The sequence below is a fragment of the Micromonospora sp. IBHARD003 genome, assembly GCF_056106285.1.
This window is the reverse complement of sequence record NZ_JBWBBX010000001.1, coordinates 7,264,212-7,282,435: the sequence shown is the minus strand read 5'-3', so window position 1 is coordinate 7,282,435 and position 18,224 is coordinate 7,264,212. Positions and strand designations below refer to the sequence as shown.

At 71.8% G+C, this 18,224-nt stretch carries 16 protein-coding genes; 14 read left to right on the top strand and 2 right to left on the bottom strand.

What is annotated here, in order from left to right; all coding sequences use genetic code 11:
- Positions 1-9: 9 nt before the first annotated feature.
- Positions 10-1,077: an ATP-dependent DNA ligase gene (locus ACTWOL_RS31940; protein ID WP_474300332.1), complete on the top strand. Its 1,068-nt coding sequence runs from the start codon at positions 10-12 to the stop codon at positions 1,075-1,077.
- Positions 1,078-1,306: 229 nt separating this feature from the next.
- Positions 1,307-1,564 carry a hypothetical protein gene (locus tag ACTWOL_RS31935; RefSeq protein WP_474300331.1) on the top strand — a complete coding sequence of 86 codons (258 nt, stop codon included), beginning with the start codon at positions 1,307-1,309 and terminating at the stop codon, positions 1,562-1,564.
- Here the strand turns inward: ACTWOL_RS31935 and ACTWOL_RS31930 are convergent.
- Positions 1,522-2,526 carry a GlxA family transcriptional regulator gene (locus ACTWOL_RS31930; RefSeq protein WP_474300330.1) on the bottom strand — a complete coding sequence of 335 codons (1,005 nt, stop codon included), beginning with the start codon at positions 2,524-2,526 and terminating at the stop codon, positions 1,522-1,524. The two genes, ACTWOL_RS31935 and ACTWOL_RS31930, sit on opposite strands and share 43 nt — an antisense overlap.
- 154 nt (positions 2,527-2,680) lie before the next feature.
- Here ACTWOL_RS31930 and ACTWOL_RS31925 point away from each other — a divergent pair, with 154 nt between their 5' ends.
- Positions 2,681-3,130 (top strand): hypothetical protein, encoded by a 450-nt coding sequence (locus ACTWOL_RS31925; RefSeq protein WP_474300329.1) that lies wholly within the window; start codon positions 2,681-2,683, stop codon positions 3,128-3,130.
- A 27-nt stretch (positions 3,131-3,157) separates the two neighbouring features.
- Here ACTWOL_RS31925 and ACTWOL_RS31920 read toward each other — a convergent pair whose 3' ends face one another.
- Positions 3,158-3,583 carry a YchJ family protein gene (locus ACTWOL_RS31920; protein ID WP_474300328.1) on the bottom strand — a complete coding sequence of 142 codons (426 nt, stop codon included), beginning with the start codon at positions 3,581-3,583 and terminating at the stop codon, positions 3,158-3,160.
- A gap of 124 nt (positions 3,584-3,707) precedes the next feature.
- Between ACTWOL_RS31920 and ACTWOL_RS31915 the strand changes: the two genes are divergently transcribed.
- The 11 genes from ACTWOL_RS31915 to ACTWOL_RS31865 all read left to right on the top strand — a co-directional run bounded on the left by ACTWOL_RS31915 (position 3,708) and on the right by ACTWOL_RS31865 (position 18,148).
- Complete coding sequence (locus ACTWOL_RS31915) at positions 3,708-5,483, top strand: hydroxysqualene dehydroxylase (RefSeq protein ID WP_474300327.1); 1,776 nt, start codon at positions 3,708-3,710, stop codon at positions 5,481-5,483.
- A 256-nt stretch (positions 5,484-5,739) separates the two neighbouring features.
- On the top strand, positions 5,740-7,068 hold the full coding sequence (locus tag ACTWOL_RS31910) for a 6-phospho-beta-glucosidase (protein WP_474300326.1): 1,329 nt from the start codon (positions 5,740-5,742) through the stop codon (positions 7,066-7,068).
- Positions 7,069-7,079: 11 nt separating this feature from the next.
- A complete protein-coding gene (locus tag ACTWOL_RS31905) occupies positions 7,080-10,202 on the top strand; it encodes an alpha-mannosidase (RefSeq protein WP_474300325.1) in 3,123 nt (1,040 codons plus the stop codon).
- A 324-nt stretch (positions 10,203-10,526) separates the two neighbouring features.
- Positions 10,527-11,180, top strand: a complete 654-nt coding sequence (locus ACTWOL_RS31900) for a hypothetical protein (protein ID WP_474300324.1) — start codon at positions 10,527-10,529, stop codon at positions 11,178-11,180.
- A 312-nt stretch (positions 11,181-11,492) separates the two neighbouring features.
- Positions 11,493-12,569, top strand: coding sequence for a hypothetical protein (locus ACTWOL_RS31895; RefSeq protein WP_474300323.1), 1,077 nt, complete (start codon positions 11,493-11,495; stop codon positions 12,567-12,569).
- A gap of 122 nt (positions 12,570-12,691) precedes the next feature.
- The gene (locus ACTWOL_RS31890; RefSeq protein ID WP_474300322.1) at positions 12,692-13,756 is read left to right on the top strand and encodes an NAD-dependent epimerase/dehydratase family protein; all 1,065 of its coding nucleotides are present in this window, start codon (positions 12,692-12,694) and stop codon (positions 13,754-13,756) included.
- The gene (locus ACTWOL_RS31885) at positions 13,753-14,442 is read left to right on the top strand and encodes a glycosyltransferase family 2 protein (RefSeq protein WP_474300321.1); all 690 of its coding nucleotides are present in this window, start codon (positions 13,753-13,755) and stop codon (positions 14,440-14,442) included. Before ACTWOL_RS31890 ends, ACTWOL_RS31885 begins: the two co-directional genes overlap by 4 nt.
- On the top strand, positions 14,439-15,062 hold the full coding sequence (locus ACTWOL_RS31880; protein ID WP_474300320.1) for a TIGR04282 family arsenosugar biosynthesis glycosyltransferase: 624 nt from the start codon (positions 14,439-14,441) through the stop codon (positions 15,060-15,062). Before ACTWOL_RS31885 ends, ACTWOL_RS31880 begins: the two co-directional genes overlap by 4 nt.
- Entirely contained in the window at positions 15,059-15,745 is a 687-nt protein-coding gene (locus ACTWOL_RS31875) for a class I SAM-dependent methyltransferase (protein WP_474300319.1), read from the top strand. Before ACTWOL_RS31880 ends, ACTWOL_RS31875 begins: the two co-directional genes overlap by 4 nt.
- The gene (locus ACTWOL_RS31870) at positions 15,742-16,251 is read left to right on the top strand and encodes a mycothiol transferase (protein ID WP_474300318.1); all 510 of its coding nucleotides are present in this window, start codon (positions 15,742-15,744) and stop codon (positions 16,249-16,251) included. The genes ACTWOL_RS31875 and ACTWOL_RS31870 overlap by 4 nt, the downstream gene beginning before the upstream one ends.
- Positions 16,252-16,693: 442 nt before the next feature.
- The gene (locus ACTWOL_RS31865) at positions 16,694-18,148 is read left to right on the top strand and encodes a glycosyltransferase 87 family protein (protein WP_474300317.1); all 1,455 of its coding nucleotides are present in this window, start codon (positions 16,694-16,696) and stop codon (positions 18,146-18,148) included.
- The last annotated feature ends 76 nt before the right edge of the window (positions 18,149-18,224 follow it).

Genomic DNA, 18,224 nt, shown 5'->3' with positions numbered 1-18,224 from the left:
AATTTCCTCATGGATCTGCCGGTGATGCCTCCCGTGAAGCCGATGCTCGCCAAGTCCGTGGCCAGGATCCCGCCGGGGATGCAGTACGAGGCGAAGTGGGACGGCTTCCGCGCGATCGTCCATCGGGACGGTGACGAGGTGGTGATCGGCAGCCGCACCGGGAAGCCTCTGACCCGCTATTTCCCCGAGCTGGTCGACGCGCTGCGCGGCAATCTGCCGCAGCGGTGCGTCGTGGACGGCGAGATCGTCATCGCGTACGGGGGCAGGCTGGACTTCGACCGGCTCACCGAGCGCATCCACCCGGCCGACTCACGGGTGCGAATGCTCGCCGGGACGACGCCGGCGAGTTTCGTCGCGTTCGATCTGCTGGCGCTAGGCGACCGGTCGCTGCTGGACACTCCGCTGGCGGAGCGCCGTGCTCTGCTCGCGGAGGCGCTACGCGACGCGCGCGACCCGGTCCACCTCGCGCCCGCCACCACGGACAGGGACGTCGCGGAGGAGTGGTTCGAGCGGTACGAGGGCGCCGGGCTCGACGGGGTGATCGCCAAGCCGCTGGATCTTCCCTACCGTCCTGACGCCCGGCTGATGTACAAGATCAAGCACGAGCGCACGGCGGACGTCGTCGTCGCCGGCTATCGCCACCACAAGAGCGGGCCGGTCGTCGGCTCGCTGCTGCTCGGTCTCTACGACGCGAACGGCGTCCTGCAGCACATCGGCGTCTGCGCCGCCTTCTCGATGAAGCGGCGTGAGGAGCTGGTGGCGGAGCTGGAACCGCTACGGCTGGAGGACGCGGCCGAGCATCCCTGGGCACGCTGGTCCGACGAATCGGCACACGAGTCGGCCAGGCTCCCGGGCGCACCGAGCCGCTGGTCGGGCAAGAAGGATCTGTCGTGGGTCGCGCTCAGGCCGGAGCGGGTCGTGGAGGTCGCCTACGACCATATGGAGGGCGACCGCTTCCGCCATACGGCCCAGTTCCGGCGCTGGCGGCCCGACCGCACCCCGGACGGCTGTACGTACGCCCAGCTGGAGGAGCCGGTGCGCTACGACCTGGCGGAAGTCCTGTCCGGATCCGGCTGATCGCGCGAGGCGGTCTCGTGACGCGGCTGACCAGGCTTCATGAGCCGGAACGAGCCGGGGTGCGGCACGATCGGCCTCTGATCCGGCGTCGGGAAGTCAACGGACGGCGCGAACGGTTGCAGCACTAAGACATCCCGGCGGACGAACGGTTAACCACGTCCGGTACGTATAGAGGGGCGACCATGCCCGTGCCCGGCGACCCCGGGCGCCACTCAGCAAAGGACCTCATGTGACCGCGTCGAACCTCGTCCCCGTCCCGATTCCCGACGGAGTCGCAGCCCTCATCGGGTCCTGCATGCCGCTCGGCATCCTTCAGGCGGAGATCGACGCCGAATGCGCGGCCCGTGAGGCACGCCGTTTCCGCGCCCCTTTCTGCTCCGAGGACCAGGCCGACCGTGAGCATGCCCTCGCCTCTCTGGCCAGGGCGAACAAGGTGCTGGCCGCCTACAACCCGGGGCTGGTGCTGCGGCCCGGCCGCGGGTTCTGAGGCCGCTGCGGCGTGTTCTCGTCACCGCGAAAGGCGCGGCGGTAGGCCTGTGGGCTGGTGCCGACCTGGCGCTTGAACCGTTCACGGAAAGCGGTCGGGGAACCGAATCCGACCCGGGCGGCGATGCGGTCGACCGGATGGCCGGTGGTCTCCAGAAGGTGCTGGGCCTGCCTGATCCGGGCCCGGTGGAGCCACTGCAGCGGGGTCGTGCCCGTCTGTTCGCGGAAGCGGCGGTTGACCGTGCGCGGGCTCGTTCCGGCTCTGGCGGCGATCTCGGAGAGTGTGAGTTCGCGCCCCGCGTTCTCCTCCATCCAGTGCAGCAGGGGCTCCAGCGTCGCTCCGGCTGGGGCGGGGGGCTGTTCGTGGACGATGAACTGGGCCTGGCCGCCTTCGCGTTCGAGGGGCATCACGGCGAGGCGGGCGGAGTCGGCGGCGACCGCCGAGCCATGGTCCCGGCGGATCATGTGCAGACAGAGGTCGAGACCGGCCGCGGCACCGGCCGAGGTCAGGAACTGGCCGTTGTCGACGTAGAGCACGTCCGGGTCCACGTCGATCCCCGGGTACATCCGGGCGAGTTGGGCCGCTCCGAGCCAGTGGGTGGTGGCCCGCAGCCCGTCGAGGAGTCCGGTCGCCGCGAAGACGAAGGCGCCGACGCAGATCGAGGCGATGCGGGTACCGTTCGCGGCGGCAGTGCGCAGGGCATGCGTCACCTCCGCGGAGACGGCGGTTCCCGGGTCGGCGCAGCCCGGCAGGATGATCGTGTCCGCGTCTGCGAGCGCTTCCAGTCCCCAGCGCGCACGGAGCGTGAAGTCGCAGGCGTCCACCTCGGGGGCCGGGGCGCAGACCCGTACCCGGTAGGCGGCGCGGCCGTCGGGCAGCCGGGCCCGGCCGAACGCCTCGACCGGAGTGGACAGGTCGAAGGGGATGACGCCGTCGAGGGCGAGTACGGCCACGGTGTGCATGGCCATAACGTAGGCGGTCGCCGGATTCTCGCCAACGGTGGTGAGCAGGCACGACGACCGGACACCCCGCAGGGCGCAGTCCTGGCGAGAATCCGTTGACGATTGGCATTCCCGCCACTGTCGTGTCCGGGCTGCCCGTCGCTAGCGTCAACCCGTGACCAAGATCCTCCTCATCGTGCATGTGCTGGCCGCGATCATCGCGATCGGGCCGGTCACCGTCGCCGCCAGCATGTTCCCCGTGGCGGCCCGCCATGTCCTCGCCGAGCCGGACGACGAGCGCGGTCAGGCCGTACTGCGCAATCTGCACCGGATCTGCCGGGTGTACGCGGTCGTCGGCGTCGTCGTGCCCGTCTTCGGCATCGCCACGGCCAACAGCCTCGGTGTGCTCGGTGACACCTGGCTGATCGTTTCGATGGTGCTGACCGCCGTCGCCGCCGCCGTGCTCGCGGCGCTGGTGCTGCCACGGCAGAGCACGATCCTGGAGGGACCGGCACAGCCGGCGGACACCAGGCGGCTGGCCATGTACACCGGAATGTTCAATCTGCTGTGGGCCACGGTCACCGTGCTGATGATCGTGAGGCCGGGGTCGACGACGAGCGTCTGACCCGGCGCACCATGCGGGACAGAACAGTTAGTCCTCGAAGGTGCCGTCCACATACGCCCAGTCGCCGTCGTAGCGCTCGAACCGGCTGCGTTCGCGCAGTGTTCCCGCCTCACCGCCGTGCGTGTAGCGGGCGGCGAAGGTCACCGATCCGGTGGTGTGGAACATGCTGCCGTCGGCCGTGTCCAGGACGTCCAGACCGCTCCAGCGCATCGCGGGGTCGAAGTCCACGGACGCCGGGCGGGTGGTGGGGTGCCAGGTGCGCAGCAGATAGCCCTCGTCGCGTACGACGAAGGCGCTGTAGCGGGAGCGCATCAGCAGTTCGGCGGTCGGGGCGGCGGACCGGCCGCTGTGGAACCGTCCGCAGCAGGCGCCGTACGAGGCGGGCAGCCCGCAGGGGCACGGCGCATCGGCGGTGAGGGAGGTGTCTGCGGGGCGGGTGGTGCGTCGGGGCATGGCCCCATTGTGTCGTGTGCCGGGTCGCGCTGAGTGAATGGGCCCGCAGCGTGCTTCCGGGCCACGGGTGCCGTCCGTATGCTCCTGCGGCGGACGTGACGGTTACCGCGGAGTAGGGGCTGGCATGGATCGGTCGGGAAGCACACGGCGCACCTTCATCGCAGGAGCAGCGGCGGCCGGGTCCGCCGCCGCTCTCGTCTCGGGGGGCGGTGCGGCGGCCGCCGCCCCCCGCACGCCCTCGGCCCCCGCCTCCGTCGCCGTCTTGGGCGGCGGGGTCGCCGGGCTCACCGCCGCGCACGAACTGGCCGAACGCGGCTTACGTGTGACGGTGTACGAGCGCAGGGCGCTGGGAGGCAAGGCCAGGAGCATGGACGTCCCGGACAGCGGGAAGGGCGGGCGCCGTGCCCTGCCCGCCGAGCACGGCTTCCGCTTCATCCCGGGCATCTACCACAACCTGCCGGACACGATGCGGCGCATCCCCTTCCCCGGCAACGCGCATGGCGTCCGGGACAACCTCGTCGCACCGCCCGAGATGTCCTTCGCCCGCACGGGCCGTGAGGACCTCCGCATCCCCCTCCCCTGGCCCGGCCACCGTCCGGCCGAGCTCACGCTCGACGAGATCCGCCGTGCTCTCACCGCCTTCTTCGACACCGCGTTCGGCATCCCGCTGCACGAGGCGGCGTACTTCGTCAACCGCGGTCTGGTGTTCCTCACCAGCTGCGACGAACGACGCAACGGCAGTTGGGAGCGCACACCCTGGTGGGACTTCATCCGGGCCGAGGAGATGTCGTACGACTACCAGCGCATCCTCGCCGTCGGACTGACCCGCAACATCGTGGCGACCAAGGCCGAGGAGGCCAGCACGCGCACCGTCGCCTCGCTCCTCGAGGCCTTCTTCTTCAACGCCGTGGGCCGCGGCGCGGACGGGCCGCTCGACCGCATCCTCAACGCCCCCACCAATGAGGCGTGGATAGATCCCTGGGTCGCTCATCTGCGTTCGCTCGGCGTGGAGTTCAGGATCGGCTGGACGCTGCGCGAGCTCGCGTACGCGCCGGGACGGATCACCGGGGCCGTGATGGAGGATCCGGACGGCGTACGCCGGTCCGTCACCGCCGACCACTACTTCTCGGCCATTCCGGTCGAGCACGCCCGGCGCACCTGGAGCGCTGCGCTGCGGGCCGCGGATCCCCAACTGGGGCGGTGCGACCTGCTGGAGACGGACTGGATGACCGGTATCCAGTTCTATCTCACGGAGAAGGCGCCCCTGCTGCACGGCCATCTCAACTGCATCGACTCCCCCTGGTCCCTGACGGCCATTCAGCAGGCGGAGCACTGGCCGGACCGGGACTTCCCACGGGACTACGGCGACGGTGTCGCGGTCGACTGCGTCTCCGTGGACATCTCCGAGTGGGACAGGCCGGGCATCCTGTACGGGAAGACGGCCAAACAGTGCACCCGTGAGCAGGTCGCCCGCGAGGTGTGGGCCCAGCTGAAGGCGGCGCTGAACGACACCGGCCGTACGGTCCTCAAGGACAGCGCCCTGCACTCCTGGTTCCTGGATCCGGGGGTGGACGGTCTCGGCACGCCGCATCCGACGAACGACGACGAGTTGCTCATCCACCCTGTCGGTACCTTCCACAACCGCCCCTCGGCGGCGACGGCGGTGCCGAACCTGTTCCTGTGCGGGGACTATGTCGCCGTCGACATCGACCTCGCCACGATGGAGGGTGCCAACGCGTCAGCCCGCGCCGCCGTCAACGCGCTCCTCGACCGCATCGGCTCCCCGTCCGCGCGGTGCACGATCACACCGCTGTTCCGCGCACCCGAGCTCGAGCACCTCAAGCGGCACGACCGCGCGCGCTACCGACTGGGCCTGCGGAACGTCTTCGACCTGGGCTGACCTGGCGAATCCCGCCCGGTGGCCGCATCGGCACGGCGTCCGACCGGGTGGCCCTGCCCCGGTGTGGCGTCCCGATGACTCGCCTCGGCGGGGAGACTCGCGCATGCGTCGTGGAAGTGACAGCGTTGATGACGGCGTCCCCGCGGGCAGCAGAGTCATGAGGGCCGCGGCCGGACGCGAGCCGGAGCAGGCCGACGTGCGGCTCTCGGAGGCGTACGGCACGTACGGCACACGGAAGCGTGAAGGCGGTCGAGGCATGAAGCTGACGATTCTGGGCGGCGGAGGCTTCCGGGTGCCGATGGTGTACGGCGCGCTCCTCGGCGACCATGCCGAGGGCCGCGTCACCCGTGTGACCCTGCACGACCCGGACGCCGCCCGGCTCGGCGCGATCACCACGGTTCTCGCCGAGCAGGCCGCCGGTGTGCCGGACGCGCCGTCGGTCACGGCCACCACCGACCCCGACGACGCCCTGCGCGGCGCCGACTTCGTCTTCTCCGCGATCAGGGTGGGCGGCCTCGAGGGCCGTGCGGTGGACGAGCAGGTCGCGCTCGCCGAGGGGGTGCTGGGCCAGGAGACCGCGGGCGCGGGCGGTATCGCGTACGGGCTGCGGACCGTGCCCGTGGCGATGGACTACGCCCGGCGGATCGCGGCGCTCGCGCCGGACGCCTGGGTGATCAACTTCACCAACCCGGCAGGGCTGGTCACCGAGGCCATGTCCCGGCTGCTGGGAGACCGCGTCATCGGTATCTGCGACTCCCCCGTCGGCCTCGGCCGGCGTGTCGCCCGGGCCGTCGGCGCCGACCCGGCCACCGCGTGGGCCGACTACGTCGGCCTCAATCACCTGGGCTGGCTGCGCGGGCTGCGGGTCGCGGGCCACGACCGGCTCCCCGGACTGCTGGCCGATGCCGAGGCCCTCGGCTCCTTCGAGGAGGGCCGGCTCTTCGGTGCCGAGTGGCTGCGCTCGCTGGGGGCCGTCCCCAACGAGTACCTGCACTACTACTACTTCAACCGGGAGACCGTGCAGGCGTACCGGTCGGCGGGGCGGACCCGCGGCGCGTTCCTGCTCGACCAGCAGTCCGGCTTCTACGCGGACCCGTCCCTCAAGAGCTGGGAGGCCGCCCGGGCCGAGCGCGAGGCCACGTACATGGCGGACAGCCGTGAGGTGGCGGGCGCCGGCGAGCGCGGCGCCGACGACGTCGGTTCCGGCGGCTACGAGCGGGTGGCCCTGGCGCTGATGCGCGCCATCGCGCGCGACGAGCGCGCCACGCTCATCCTCAACGTCCGTAATGGCGGCACCCTTTCCGTGCTGGACGCGGACGCCGTGATCGAGGTGCCGTGCCTGGTCGACGCGAACGGCGCCCATCCGTACGCATGCGCTCCGCTGCCCGGCCACGCCGTCGGGCTGGTCACCACGGTCAAGGCCGCCGAGCGCGAGGTCCTCGCGGCCGCGGACGGCCGCTCCCGCGCCACCGCCGTCAAGGCCTTCGCCCTGCATCCGCTGGTCGACTCCGTCGCCGTCGCCCGCCGCCTCGTCGACGGTTATGCCCAGCGGCATCCCGGCCTCGCCTATCTCAACCGGAAGTAGGTGTCTGTGAGATGCACGACGAACGCCGGAGGATCGAGCAGCGCGTGCAACGTGTGCTGGAACAGCGGATCCGGCCACTGGTCCACTCCGCCTCCGTGCCCCTGACGGTCGAGGCCTGGCAGGTGCCGGACGAGCCCGTATCGTTCGAGCAGGCGCGGGACGCGGTCTTCGAGCCGTTCGCGATGGGCACACCCTGGGGGCCTCCGTGGGGCACGACCTGGTTCCGGGTACGGGGCGAGGTGCCCGCCGAATGGGCGGGGCTCAGGGTCGAGGCCTGGTTCGACCTGGGTTTCGTCAGCAGCTGGCCGGGCAACCAGGCCGAGGCGCTGGTGCACCTTCCGGACGGCACACCGCTCAAGGCGGTCAACCCGCAGAACCAGTACGTTCCCGTCGCCTCGCCCGCGGCCGGCGGCGAACGGGTCGCCTACCTCGTCGAGGCCGCCTCCAACCCGGACATCCTCGCCGACCACTTCCGCCGTCCGACCCCGATGGGCGACAAACGCACCGCGGGCCGCACCCCGTTGTACACGTTCACCCGCGCCGATCTCGCCGTACTCGACGAAGAGGTCTGGCAGCTGTCCCTGGACATGCAGGTGCTGCAGGAGCTGATGCTGGAACTGGGCGACCACGATCCGCGCCGGCACGAGATCCTGCACACCCTCGACCGGGCGCTGGACGCCCTCGACCTGGACGACGTCCCGGGCACGGCGGCCGCGGTCCGCACCGTCCTCGCGCCCGCGCTGACACGGCCCGCCCACGCCGGTGCGCACACACTGTCGGCCGTCGGGCACGCCCATATCGACAGCGCCTGGCTCTGGCCGGTCCGCGAGACCAAGCGGAAGGCGGCCAGGACCTTCGCCAACGCCACCGCCCTGGCGAAGGAGTACCCGGAATTCGTGTTCGCCTGCTCACAGGCCCAGCAGTACGCATGGGTGCGCGACAACCACCCGCAGGTGTGGGCCCGTATCCAGGAGGCGGTGAAGAACGGGCAGTGGGCGCCGGTCGGCGGTATGTGGGTGGAGGCCGACGGCAATCTCCCCGGCGGTGAGGCGCTGGCCCGACAGTTCGTCCACGGCAAGCGGTTCTTCCTCGAGGCGTTCGGGATCGAGGCCGAAGGGGTGTGGCTGCCGGACTCCTTCGGCTACACCGCCGCGTTCCCGCAGCTGGCGAAGCTCGCCGGAATGAAGTGGTTCCTCACCCAGAAGCTTTCCTGGAACCAGAGCAACAAGCTCCCCCACCACACCTTCTGGTGGGAGGGCATCGACGGCTCGCGGATCTTCACCCACTTCCCGCCGGTGGACACTTACAACGCCGTTTTCTCCGGGCGCGAGTTGGCGCACGCGGTGCGCAACTACCAGGAGAAGGGCCGCGGGACGCGCTCGCTGGCCCCGTTCGGTCACGGCGACGGCGGGGGCGGCCCGAACCGGGAGATGCTCGAGCGGGCCCGGCGGCTGGCCGGTCTGGAGGGCTCGGCGAAGGTGGTGATCGAGCATCCCAACGCCTTCTTCGCCGCCGCGCAGGCCGAATACCCGGATGCGCCGGTGTGGTCGGGCGAGCTCTATCTGGAGCTGCACCGGGCCACCTACACCACTCAGGCACGCACCAAGCAGGGCAACCGGCGCAGTGAACACGCCCTGCGTGAAACCGAGTTGTGGGCGACGGCCGCGGCGCTGGCGGTGCCCGGCTACATGTATCCGTACACGGCGCTGGACCGGTTGTGGAAGACGGTGCTGCTGCACCAGTTCCACGACATCCTGCCGGGGTCGTCGATCGCCTGGGTGCACCGGGAGGCCGAGGAGGAGTACGCCAGGGTCGCGGCGGAGCTCGAGGCCCTGACGGTGCAGGCGCTGGAGGCGGCCGGCGGGACGGGGCCGCTCGAGGTGTGGGCGTACAACGCCGGTCCACGGGCCCGGTCGGAAGTGGTGCGGGTGCCGTCCGCCCTGGCCGGGGCGCTCGACCCCGGGCTGCCGCGGTTGTCGGACGGCGCGGTCGCCGTCCTCGCCGACGTACCCGCAGCGGGCTGCGCGCCCGTGACGCCGGCCGCACCCGCACCTCGGCCGGTCACGGTCGTCGGTCACCAGATCCTCGACAACGGTCTCGTACGGGTCGAGCTGGCCGACGACGGCACCTTCGCGTCGGTCCGGGATCTGGTCGCCGGCCGTGAGGTCCTGGCGCCGGGCGGCCGGGGCAATCTGCTGCGGCTGCACACCGATCTCCCCAACCACTGGGACGCCTGGGACATCGACAAGCACTATCTGGGCCGCTGGACCGACCTGGTCGAGGGCACGGTGATCACCGTCGTCGAGAGCGATCCGCTGCTGGGCGCGCTGCGTGTGGAGCGGTCGTTCGGCCGGGGCTCGCGGATCGTGCAGACGGTGACCGTCAGGGCAGGCAGCCGCCGGATCGACATCGCCACGGAGATCGACTGGCATGAGAAGGAAAAGATCCTCAAGGCCGCGTTCCCGCTGGACGTACACGCCGACCGGTCCACGGCGGAGATCCAGTTCGGCCATGTGCACCGGCCCACGCACACCAACACCAGCTGGGAGGCGGCCCGTTTCGAGGTTTACGGGCACCGCTGGGTGCACGTCGGCGAATCCGGCTACGGCGTCGCGCTCCTCAACGACGCGACCTACGGCCACGACGTCTCGCGCACGACCCGCGAGGAGGACGGCGGTACGACCACGACGGTGCGGCTCAGCCTGGTCCGGGCACCCCGGGTCCCCGACCCGGACGCCGACCAGGGCCTGCACCACTTCACCTACTCACTGCTGCCGAGTGCCACGATCGAGGACGCGATCGCCGAGGGCTACGCCCTGAATCTGCCACTGCGGATCGGACCGGGCGGCGCTCCGGTGCCGCCCGTCGTCACAACGGACGGGCCGTCGGCCGTGGTCGAGGCGGTCAAGCTCGCCGACGACGGCTCGGGCGATGTGGTGGTGCGCCTGTACGAGTCGCTGGGCGGACGGACCACGACCACACTGCGCACCGGGTTCCCCGCGGCAAGTGCGGTGGTCACCGATCTGCTGGAGCGTCCGCTGCCCGGAGGGCCTCAACTCGCCGTCGAGGACGACACGGTGACGGTGCGGCTGCGACCGTTCCAGATCATGACGCTGCGGCTGGCGCGCCGTTAGGTCCTGTCCGGGCGATCTTTGAGGATTGGCCCGCGGCGTCAGATGCGGTGCATCGCAAGGCGAAGGATCGTCCTCGTACTGGGCGTACTCGGACGACTCCGACAACGCAGCGTGGGGGTACCTCCCAGCGGTAGCTGGGGGAGGGCCGCAGCTGTCGTCGCGGGCCCGAGAAGATCGCCCGGACAGGACCTGACCCGGACAGGACCTGGAGAACGACTCCCGGGAAACACGGTGTCCGGCCGCACCGCGTGTGGTGGGCCGCTGCGGAGGGAAAGAAGATCACGTCGGCGCCGAGGGGAGCCGCGCGTCCGCGGAGGGGGACCCATGCAAGGTTACGTGGGCTGGGTGGTGGTGTTCGGTCTGTTGCTCCTGCCGATCGTGCTGGGCCTGAAGAGGGAGACGGGCCATCTGCGGCGGGTGAGGAAGCTGGACCGGGCCCTGCGCGCACTCGCGGCCGGAACCGGATGGGTGTTGAACGAACCCCGTCAATGGACCGGGTACGTGGCCCACTTCGGCTGGGTCGACGCGCATCCGGCCGGCGTGCTGCGTGGTTCGTACGACGGCCACGAGGTCACCGTGGCCCGGCTGCAGAGACTCGAGCAGCGGCGAGGGCTGCACTGGCTCGCCGTGTCGTTCCGACTCCCCCGGGAGTACCCGATGCTGCGCCTGGAACGGAACTGGAGCGCGGCCGCTCTCGGTCTGCCCGTGCCCGGCAACGCCTTGTACGTGCCCGTCGCCTCCGACGTCAGCGCTGTTGCCGGGACACTGGAGTCGGCGCGGCTGCCCGAACGGCTCATGGACCTCGCCGCACCCGCGGTCTCGCTCTCCGGCAACGAGATCCTCTTCCTGTACCACCCGATGCCCGACGTACCGGACCTGCCCGAGCTCGTCAGCCGGCTGAACGGGCTCCTGCCCGATCTGCTGGCCGCGGCCGAACCTCTGCGCGAGGACCCGACGACTCCCGGCGACACCACATGACGGCCGCGGGGGCGCACGGCCCGTAGGTCCTGGCGGGGAGGCAACCGGGGCAGGGCGGCCCGGACACCGCCACGGCGATCCAGGACCAAGAGGGCAAGGCGGTCGAACACGGCTTGTCCGGAAACCGGATGAGACAGGTTCGCCTCGGATGCGTATTGCTCGTTGCCGAACCCGCTCTTGCGGCCCCGGATCTTCCACCGGACGCCGCGGAGAGCGCGGCTCATCGTTTCGACGCTCTACCAGTACGCTACAGGACGTCCTCCGGCTGTCCGGCTCGGTCAGTCCCGAGGATGTCGCCGAGGAGGACCGCCGGTGCAGGTTGACAACAGCGAGCCCGAGGAGGCCTTCGTTCCGGGGCCTGAACTCGAGCGCTCGATCATGGACGCCTTCCAGCAGGTGCTGGACAAGCTGGACGCCGCTCGTGCCGAGCTTCGTGTGAGTCTTCCTCCGGCGTATGGGGCCGACGACGCGCTGCGCGGGCCCGGGGGCACGGCTTCCCCCAAGCACCGTCGGGACGCGGCGGAACGGAGTACGGGCTTCAGCGGCTCGCCCTCTTCCGAGTCCGTCCCGGTGCCGTCGTGGCAGACCGGCAGTGGCCAGGACGACTGGGACGCGTTCCGGCCGCGGAAGCCGCAGCGCGCGATACAGAGCACAACTCCGGTTGCCCAGCACGAGGTTGTCGTGGAACCCCTGTGGGCGCGTGCCCCGGAGGCGGACACGGGACACGCCGGCACGGACGCGTCCGTATGGGCAGACGAGCCCGTATGGGCCGTCGGAGCGGTTTCGGACGGTTGGACGACCTCCGGCGCCGGGCACTCCCCGTTCCCGGAGCCCCGCACCTCTCCCGGGGACATCCCCGGCCCGCCGCAACTTCCGCAGGAAAGCGTGCAGGAGGACGCTGCCTCCCCGTTCTCGGAGGGGCCGCACTGCTTCCAGTGGCCCGTGACCTCACCGGCGTCGTCGGCGTCCCCGGGCGCGACGGCCGACGCCGGGGGCAGCGAGTCACCGTGGTTCGCCGTGAAGCCGGGGGTGCGCCTCGCGGGAATGTGTGGTGCCGGGGCGGTCGGTGGTCTCCTCGCCGTGACGTCCCTGCTGTGCAGCGACTTCGGGGAGGCGGACCCGTCCATGTCGCCGTCCGTGCGGCCGGGCCGGCCCGTGCCCGGCGATGCCGACGCGGGCGTTCCCGGCGACGCCCGGTCCCGGTCCGGCGAGGCCAGGCCCGGCGACGGCGCACCGGAGCGCGGGCGCAACGGCCAGGATGTGCCGGAGGCGCGCGGGCCTGGGCTCCCCGTTCCCCGCGTCATCAGCCCAGACGGTGTCGGCGGGCACTACGGCATCGAGATCCAGGCGGGCCCGGCCAGGTTCCAGAATCCGTCGGGGCGGGCTTAGGGCCTTTCGTTCGGATCAGGCCGAGCCCCGGCAACACGGCCGCAGCCGGCAGTCCTTACGGACCTGTGACGTGGTGGCCTACGACGGGGGCAGAACGCGATCTGCGCCGTAGCGTCGGTGACATGCGAGTCCTTGTTACTGGAGGCGCGGGATTCATCGGCACGCACATCGTGACCGCCCTCGCCGAACGCGGCCACGAACCGGTGGTCCTCGATGCCCTGCTGCCCGCGGCACACCCCCGTCCCCCGTCCTCGGTCCCCGGCCCGTTCCCGGGGGACTTCCACGTCGACGTCCGTGACCGCCCGGCGGTACTCAGGGCGCTGCGCGGCGTCGACGCCGTCTGTCACCAGGCGGCGATGGTCGGCCTCGGCAAGGACTTCGCCGACGCCCCCGAGTACGTCTCCTGCAACGACCACGGCACGGCCGTGCTGCTCGCGGCGATGGCGGAGACCGGGATCCGCGATCTGGTGCTGGCCGGTTCGATGGTGGTGTACGGCGAGGGACGTTACGACTGTGCGGTGCATGGAACGGTCCGCCCCGGGCCCCGGCCGGTCGAGGCTCTGGAACAGCGGCAGTTCGAGCCCGGCTGTCCCGTCTGCGGCGGGGAGCTGACGCCGGGTCTGGTCGGCGAGGACGCCCCGGCCGATCCGCGCAGCGTCTATGCCGCGACCAAACTCGCCCAGGAGCATGTGGCGGCTGCCTGGGCCCGGACGACCGGTGGCCGGGCTCTGGCGCTGCGCTACCACAACGTCTACGGCCCGGGGATGCCCCGCGACACCCCGTACGCAGGGGTGGCGGCGTTCTTCCGCTCGGCTCTGGAGCGGGGCGAGGCACCGCGGGTCTTCGAGGACGGCCGCCAGCGGCGCGACTTCGTTCATGTGGCTGATGTCGCCCGCGCCAACGTGATGGCGCTGGAGGCGCTCGGCAGCCGTGCGCCGGGCGGCTTCACCGCGTACAACACGGGCAGCGGCACCCCGCACACGGTCGGGGAGATGGCGGCCGAGCTGGCCGCCGCGTACGGCGGGCCCGCGCCGGTCGTGACCGGGGAGTTCCGGCTCGGCGACGTACGGCACATCACCGCGGACTCACGGCGGCTGACGGCCGATCTGGGGTGGCGGCCGGCGGTCGGATTCGCGGCGGGCATGGCGGAGTTCGCGACGGCGGGTCTGCGGGGTGCGGCCGTATGAACGCCACGGTGGATGTGGTGCTGCCCTGTCTGAACGAGGCGGACGCTCTCCCCTGGGTGCTGGCGCGGATCCCCAGCGGCTGGCGGCCCATCGTCGTCGACAACGGTTCGACAGACGGTTCCGCGGATATCGCCCGTGACTTCGGTGCGACGGTCGTCCATGAGCCGCGGCGCGGATTCGGCGCCGCCTGCCATGCCGGACTGCTGGCCGCCCGTGCGGAGTTCGTGTGCTTCTGCGACTGTGACGCCTCGCTGGACCCGGGTCTGCTGCCGGGTCTCGTACGACGCGTCGCGGACGGTGAGGCGGATCTGGTGCTGGGGCGCCGCCGGCCCCGGGAACGCGGGGCGTGGCCGCTGCACGCCCGCGCGGGGAACGTGGCACTGGCCACGATGGTGCACCGCCGCACCGGACTGCGGCTGCACGATCTCGGGCCGATGCGTGCCGCACGGCGCGCGGACCTGCTCGGTCTCGAACTGAGCGACCGGCGCAGCGGCTACCCCCTGCAGATGGTGGTGCGCGCCTCGGACGCGGGCCGGCGGGTCGCCGAGGTCGACGTCCCGTATCTGCGCAGGGCGGGCAAGTCGAAGGTGACCGGGACCTGGCGGGGTACCTGGCAGGCGGTGCACGACATGCGGCGGGTGCTCGCGGACACGCCGGTCGCGCCGGCGGTGGGGAGCGCCTCGTGACCACACTGCTCGTGATCGCCAAGGAGCCGGTGCCGGGGCGGGTGAAGACCCGGCTCACCCCCTTCTACACGGCGCGGGAGGCCGCGGCGCTGGCCGAGGCGGCCCTCGCCGACACGCTGGAGGCGGTAGGCGCCACACCGGCACGGCGCCGGGTGCTGGTGCTCGACGGAGCACCGGGCCGCTGGCTGCCGCCCGGGATCGAGGTCGTACCGCAGGTGGGCGGGGGCTTGGACGAACGGCTGGCCGCAGCGTTCGCCGCCTGCTCGGGACCGGTCCTGCTGATCGGGATGGACACTCCTCAGGTCACCCCCGGACTGCTCGCCCAAGGGCTCGAACTCGCCTCGGGAGAAGCCGTGTTCGGCCCCAGTGAGGACGGTGGGTTCTGGGCGCTGGGGCTGGCCGAGCCGGATCCGGCGCTGGTCCGCGGGGTCCCGATGTCGGTGCCCGAGACGGGAGCGGTGCAGCGACGGCGGCTGACGGAAGCAGGCCTGACGGTGCGTGAACTTCCCTTGCTGAGGGATGTGGACACTCCTTCGGACGCGGAGCTGGTGGCCGACGGCACTCCGGGCGGCCGGTTCGCCGCGGAGTTCCGGCGGCTGGGGCGGGCGGGGGTGCGATGAGCGTCACGACGGCGTGGCGGGCCGACCCGTACTCGGACGCGCTGCGCACCGGGTGCGGCCCCCTGTTCCTGCGTCGCTCCGACGGCTGGCTGCTGCCGCTGGAGGTGGAGCGCTGGTGTGCTCCGCCGGACGCGGCCGATCTCACGGTCCTCGACCGTTGCCGGGGCCCGGTGCTGGACATCGGCTGCGGGCCCGGCCGGCTGGTCACCGCGCTGGCGGAGCTGGGCAGGCCGACGCTGGGTGTGGACGTCAGTCCGGCGGCGGTCGCCCGCACGGTGGGATCCGGCGGCAGTGCGCTGTGCCGTTCGGTCTTCGATCCCCTTCCGGGAGAGGGCAGTTGGGGGACGGCGCTGCTGATCGACGGGAACACGGGCATCGGCGGTGACCCGCGTGCGCTGCTGTCCCGGATCGCGGAGCTCGTCGCTCCCGGCGGTCTGCTGCTGGCGGAGGCCGCGCCGGTCGAGGTCGACGAACGCGTCGACGTCCGGATGGTCGACGGCGGCGGCGCGCTGGGCGCGCCCTTCCCCTGGGCGCGGGTGGGTCTGTCCGCGCTGGTCGGCCATGCGGCAGCCACGGGGTGGAGCCGGGCGGAGCCGTGGACGGCCGCAGGACGTACGTTCGTGTGCCTGTCCCGTGGTGTCGGCTCCGGCCTTGTGCGGGCACGCGCTTCACTCATCGCATGAACACGGCAGAGGTGCTGGCGGATGCCTTCGCGAGGATTCGGGAGGTCGTGCACGATGCGGTCGAGGGGCTGCCCGTGGACGGCCTCCACGCCCGGCTCGATCCGGGTGCGAACACCATCGCCTGGCTGGTGTGGCACCTCACCCGGATCCAGGACGACCATGTGGCGGACGCGGCCGGGACCGAACAGGTCTGGCTGGCCCAGGGATGGGCGGACCGCTTCGGGCTCCCGTTCGACGACGACGCGACGGGCTACGGCCATTCGAGCAGACAGGTCGCCCAGGTCCGGGTCGAGTCGGGTGACCTGCTGCTCGGCTACTTCGACGCCGTTCACACGGAGACGGTGAGCTTCGTCGGCGGCCTGAAGGGCACCGCGCTGAACCGGGTCGTGGACGAGTCGTGGTCGCCGCCGGTGACCCTGGGGGTCAGGCTGGTGAGTGTCATCGCCGACGATCTCCAGCACGCCGGCCAGGCGGCCTTCGTCCGGGGCGCGCTGGAGCGCCGCTGAGCGGCACCGCTGTCGTCTTCCCGCCGAGCCCGCGGCAGGAGCCGCGGGAGTTCGGCGTCCGCTCCCTCGGGGGTGTGGCAGGCGGGACGCGGTGGGTGTGCGGCGGATCAGTCGGTGTCGAGGCCGCTGAACAGGCGGTTGAGGACCGGGTGAAGTGGCTTCGGGGGTCAGGGGGCGCCCGGGGGCGGTGAGCGCTTCGGCGATTTCCGGGTGGCGGCCGTCGGCGGCGACGGCCGCGAGGTACCGGGCTTCGGCCGCACCGCGGTCGGGGGATCGTGCGACTGCCGCCTGAGCGATCTCCACACGGATTCGGCGTTGACCCTCCCCCACACTCCCCCAGCCGTACAAATCCCCCTCCGGGAAAGCCTCCCAGACCTTACGGATCCCTGACGGCGGCGCACGAAGTGCGGATCCGGTGCCCTCCGGCTGCGACGCTGAACGGGTGATCAATCCGCGCACCCTCGCCACCGGCCTCGTTCTCGCCGCCCTCACGACCGCACTCGCCCTGACCGTGCTCAAGGACGGCTACTTCTCGGACCCGGTGGGCCTTGCGTACTGGTACGGAGCCTGCTGGCTGCTGTTCGCCGCGGCGGTGTGGTGTCTGCGGAAGGTCCCGGCCCGGCGGGTGGCGGCACTGGTGCTCGGCGGCAGTGTGGTCGTCGCCGCGACCGGACTGCTCGCTCCGCCGCGTACCAGCTCCGACATGTACCGCTACGCCTGGGACGGCCGGGTCCAGGCCGCCGGGATCTCGCCCTACGACCATGTGCCCGCCGATCCCGCTCTGGCCGGGCTGCGCGACGGGTGGCTCTTCCCGACGGGCGCGGGGTGCGAGGGTCCGGAGCGGGCCCGGATCGCCGCACCCGGAGCCGGGGAGGGCCGGCCGAGCAAGGACGGCGAGGTCCACTGCACCCGCCTCAACCGGCCCGGGGTACCGACCATCTATCCCCCCGTCGCGGAGGGCTACTTCCTGCTGGTGCACGCGCTCTCACCGGACGGGGCCCGGCACAAGCCGCTGCAGACAGGTGGGGCGCTGGTGGCGGTCGGTGTGACCGGCGCGCTGCTGCTGATCCTGCGCCGGCGCGGGGCCGACCAGCGGGCGGCCGCCTACTGGGCATGGTGCCCCGCGGTTCCGCTCGAAGCGGTGAACAACGCCCATGCCGACGTCCTGGGCGTGCTGCTCGGCGTGGCCGGTCTTGCCGTCGCCGTACGTCACCGGGCCAGGGGCGGTGCGCTGCTCGGCCTGGCGACCGCGACCAAGCTGATGCCCGCGGTGCTGCTGCCGGGCGCTCTGTCGGGAGTGCGCCGGCCGCGCGACGCCGCCGCGGTGCTGGTCCCCGCCGCAGCCGTGGTGGGGCTCGTCTATCTTCCGTACGTCCTGCTCTCCCGGGGATCGGTCTTCGGCTATCTGAGCGGCTATGTGGAGGAGGAGGGCTACGACGACGCCTCGGCGGGCAGCCGTTACGCCCTGCTGCAACTGGTGTTGCCGGGTGCCTGGGTGCCCTGGGCGATGGTCGCGGGAATGCTCTGCGTCGTGGCCCATGTCGTGCTGCGCGGGGATCCCCGGCGGCCGTGGAGCGGCGCCCTGCTCGTCACCGGCACGGCGTTCCTGCTCCTGACGCCCTCGTACTCGTGGTACGCGCTGCTGCTGGTCGCACTGGTGGCCCTGGACAGGCGCCCGGAGTGGCTGCTGGTGGCGCTGGCGGGAGCCGTCAAATACGTCACGGGCCAGTCGGGCGGCGGCGCGTTCGCCATCGCTGCCACGTCCTACGGGATCGCGGCGTGCGCGGTGATCGCCTGTGCGATCCTGCGCGCACGAGCACAGGCACAGGCCAGGAAGGCGGACCGTCCACACCGTCCGGAGGAGTGGGTGGAGCCCGTCCCACCGCTGCCGAGGTAGCCCCGACGATCCCCCGGCAACCATGGCCAACTCGGCATCCTTTACGACCCGTTGGGCGCACCTTACGCTCCCGGCT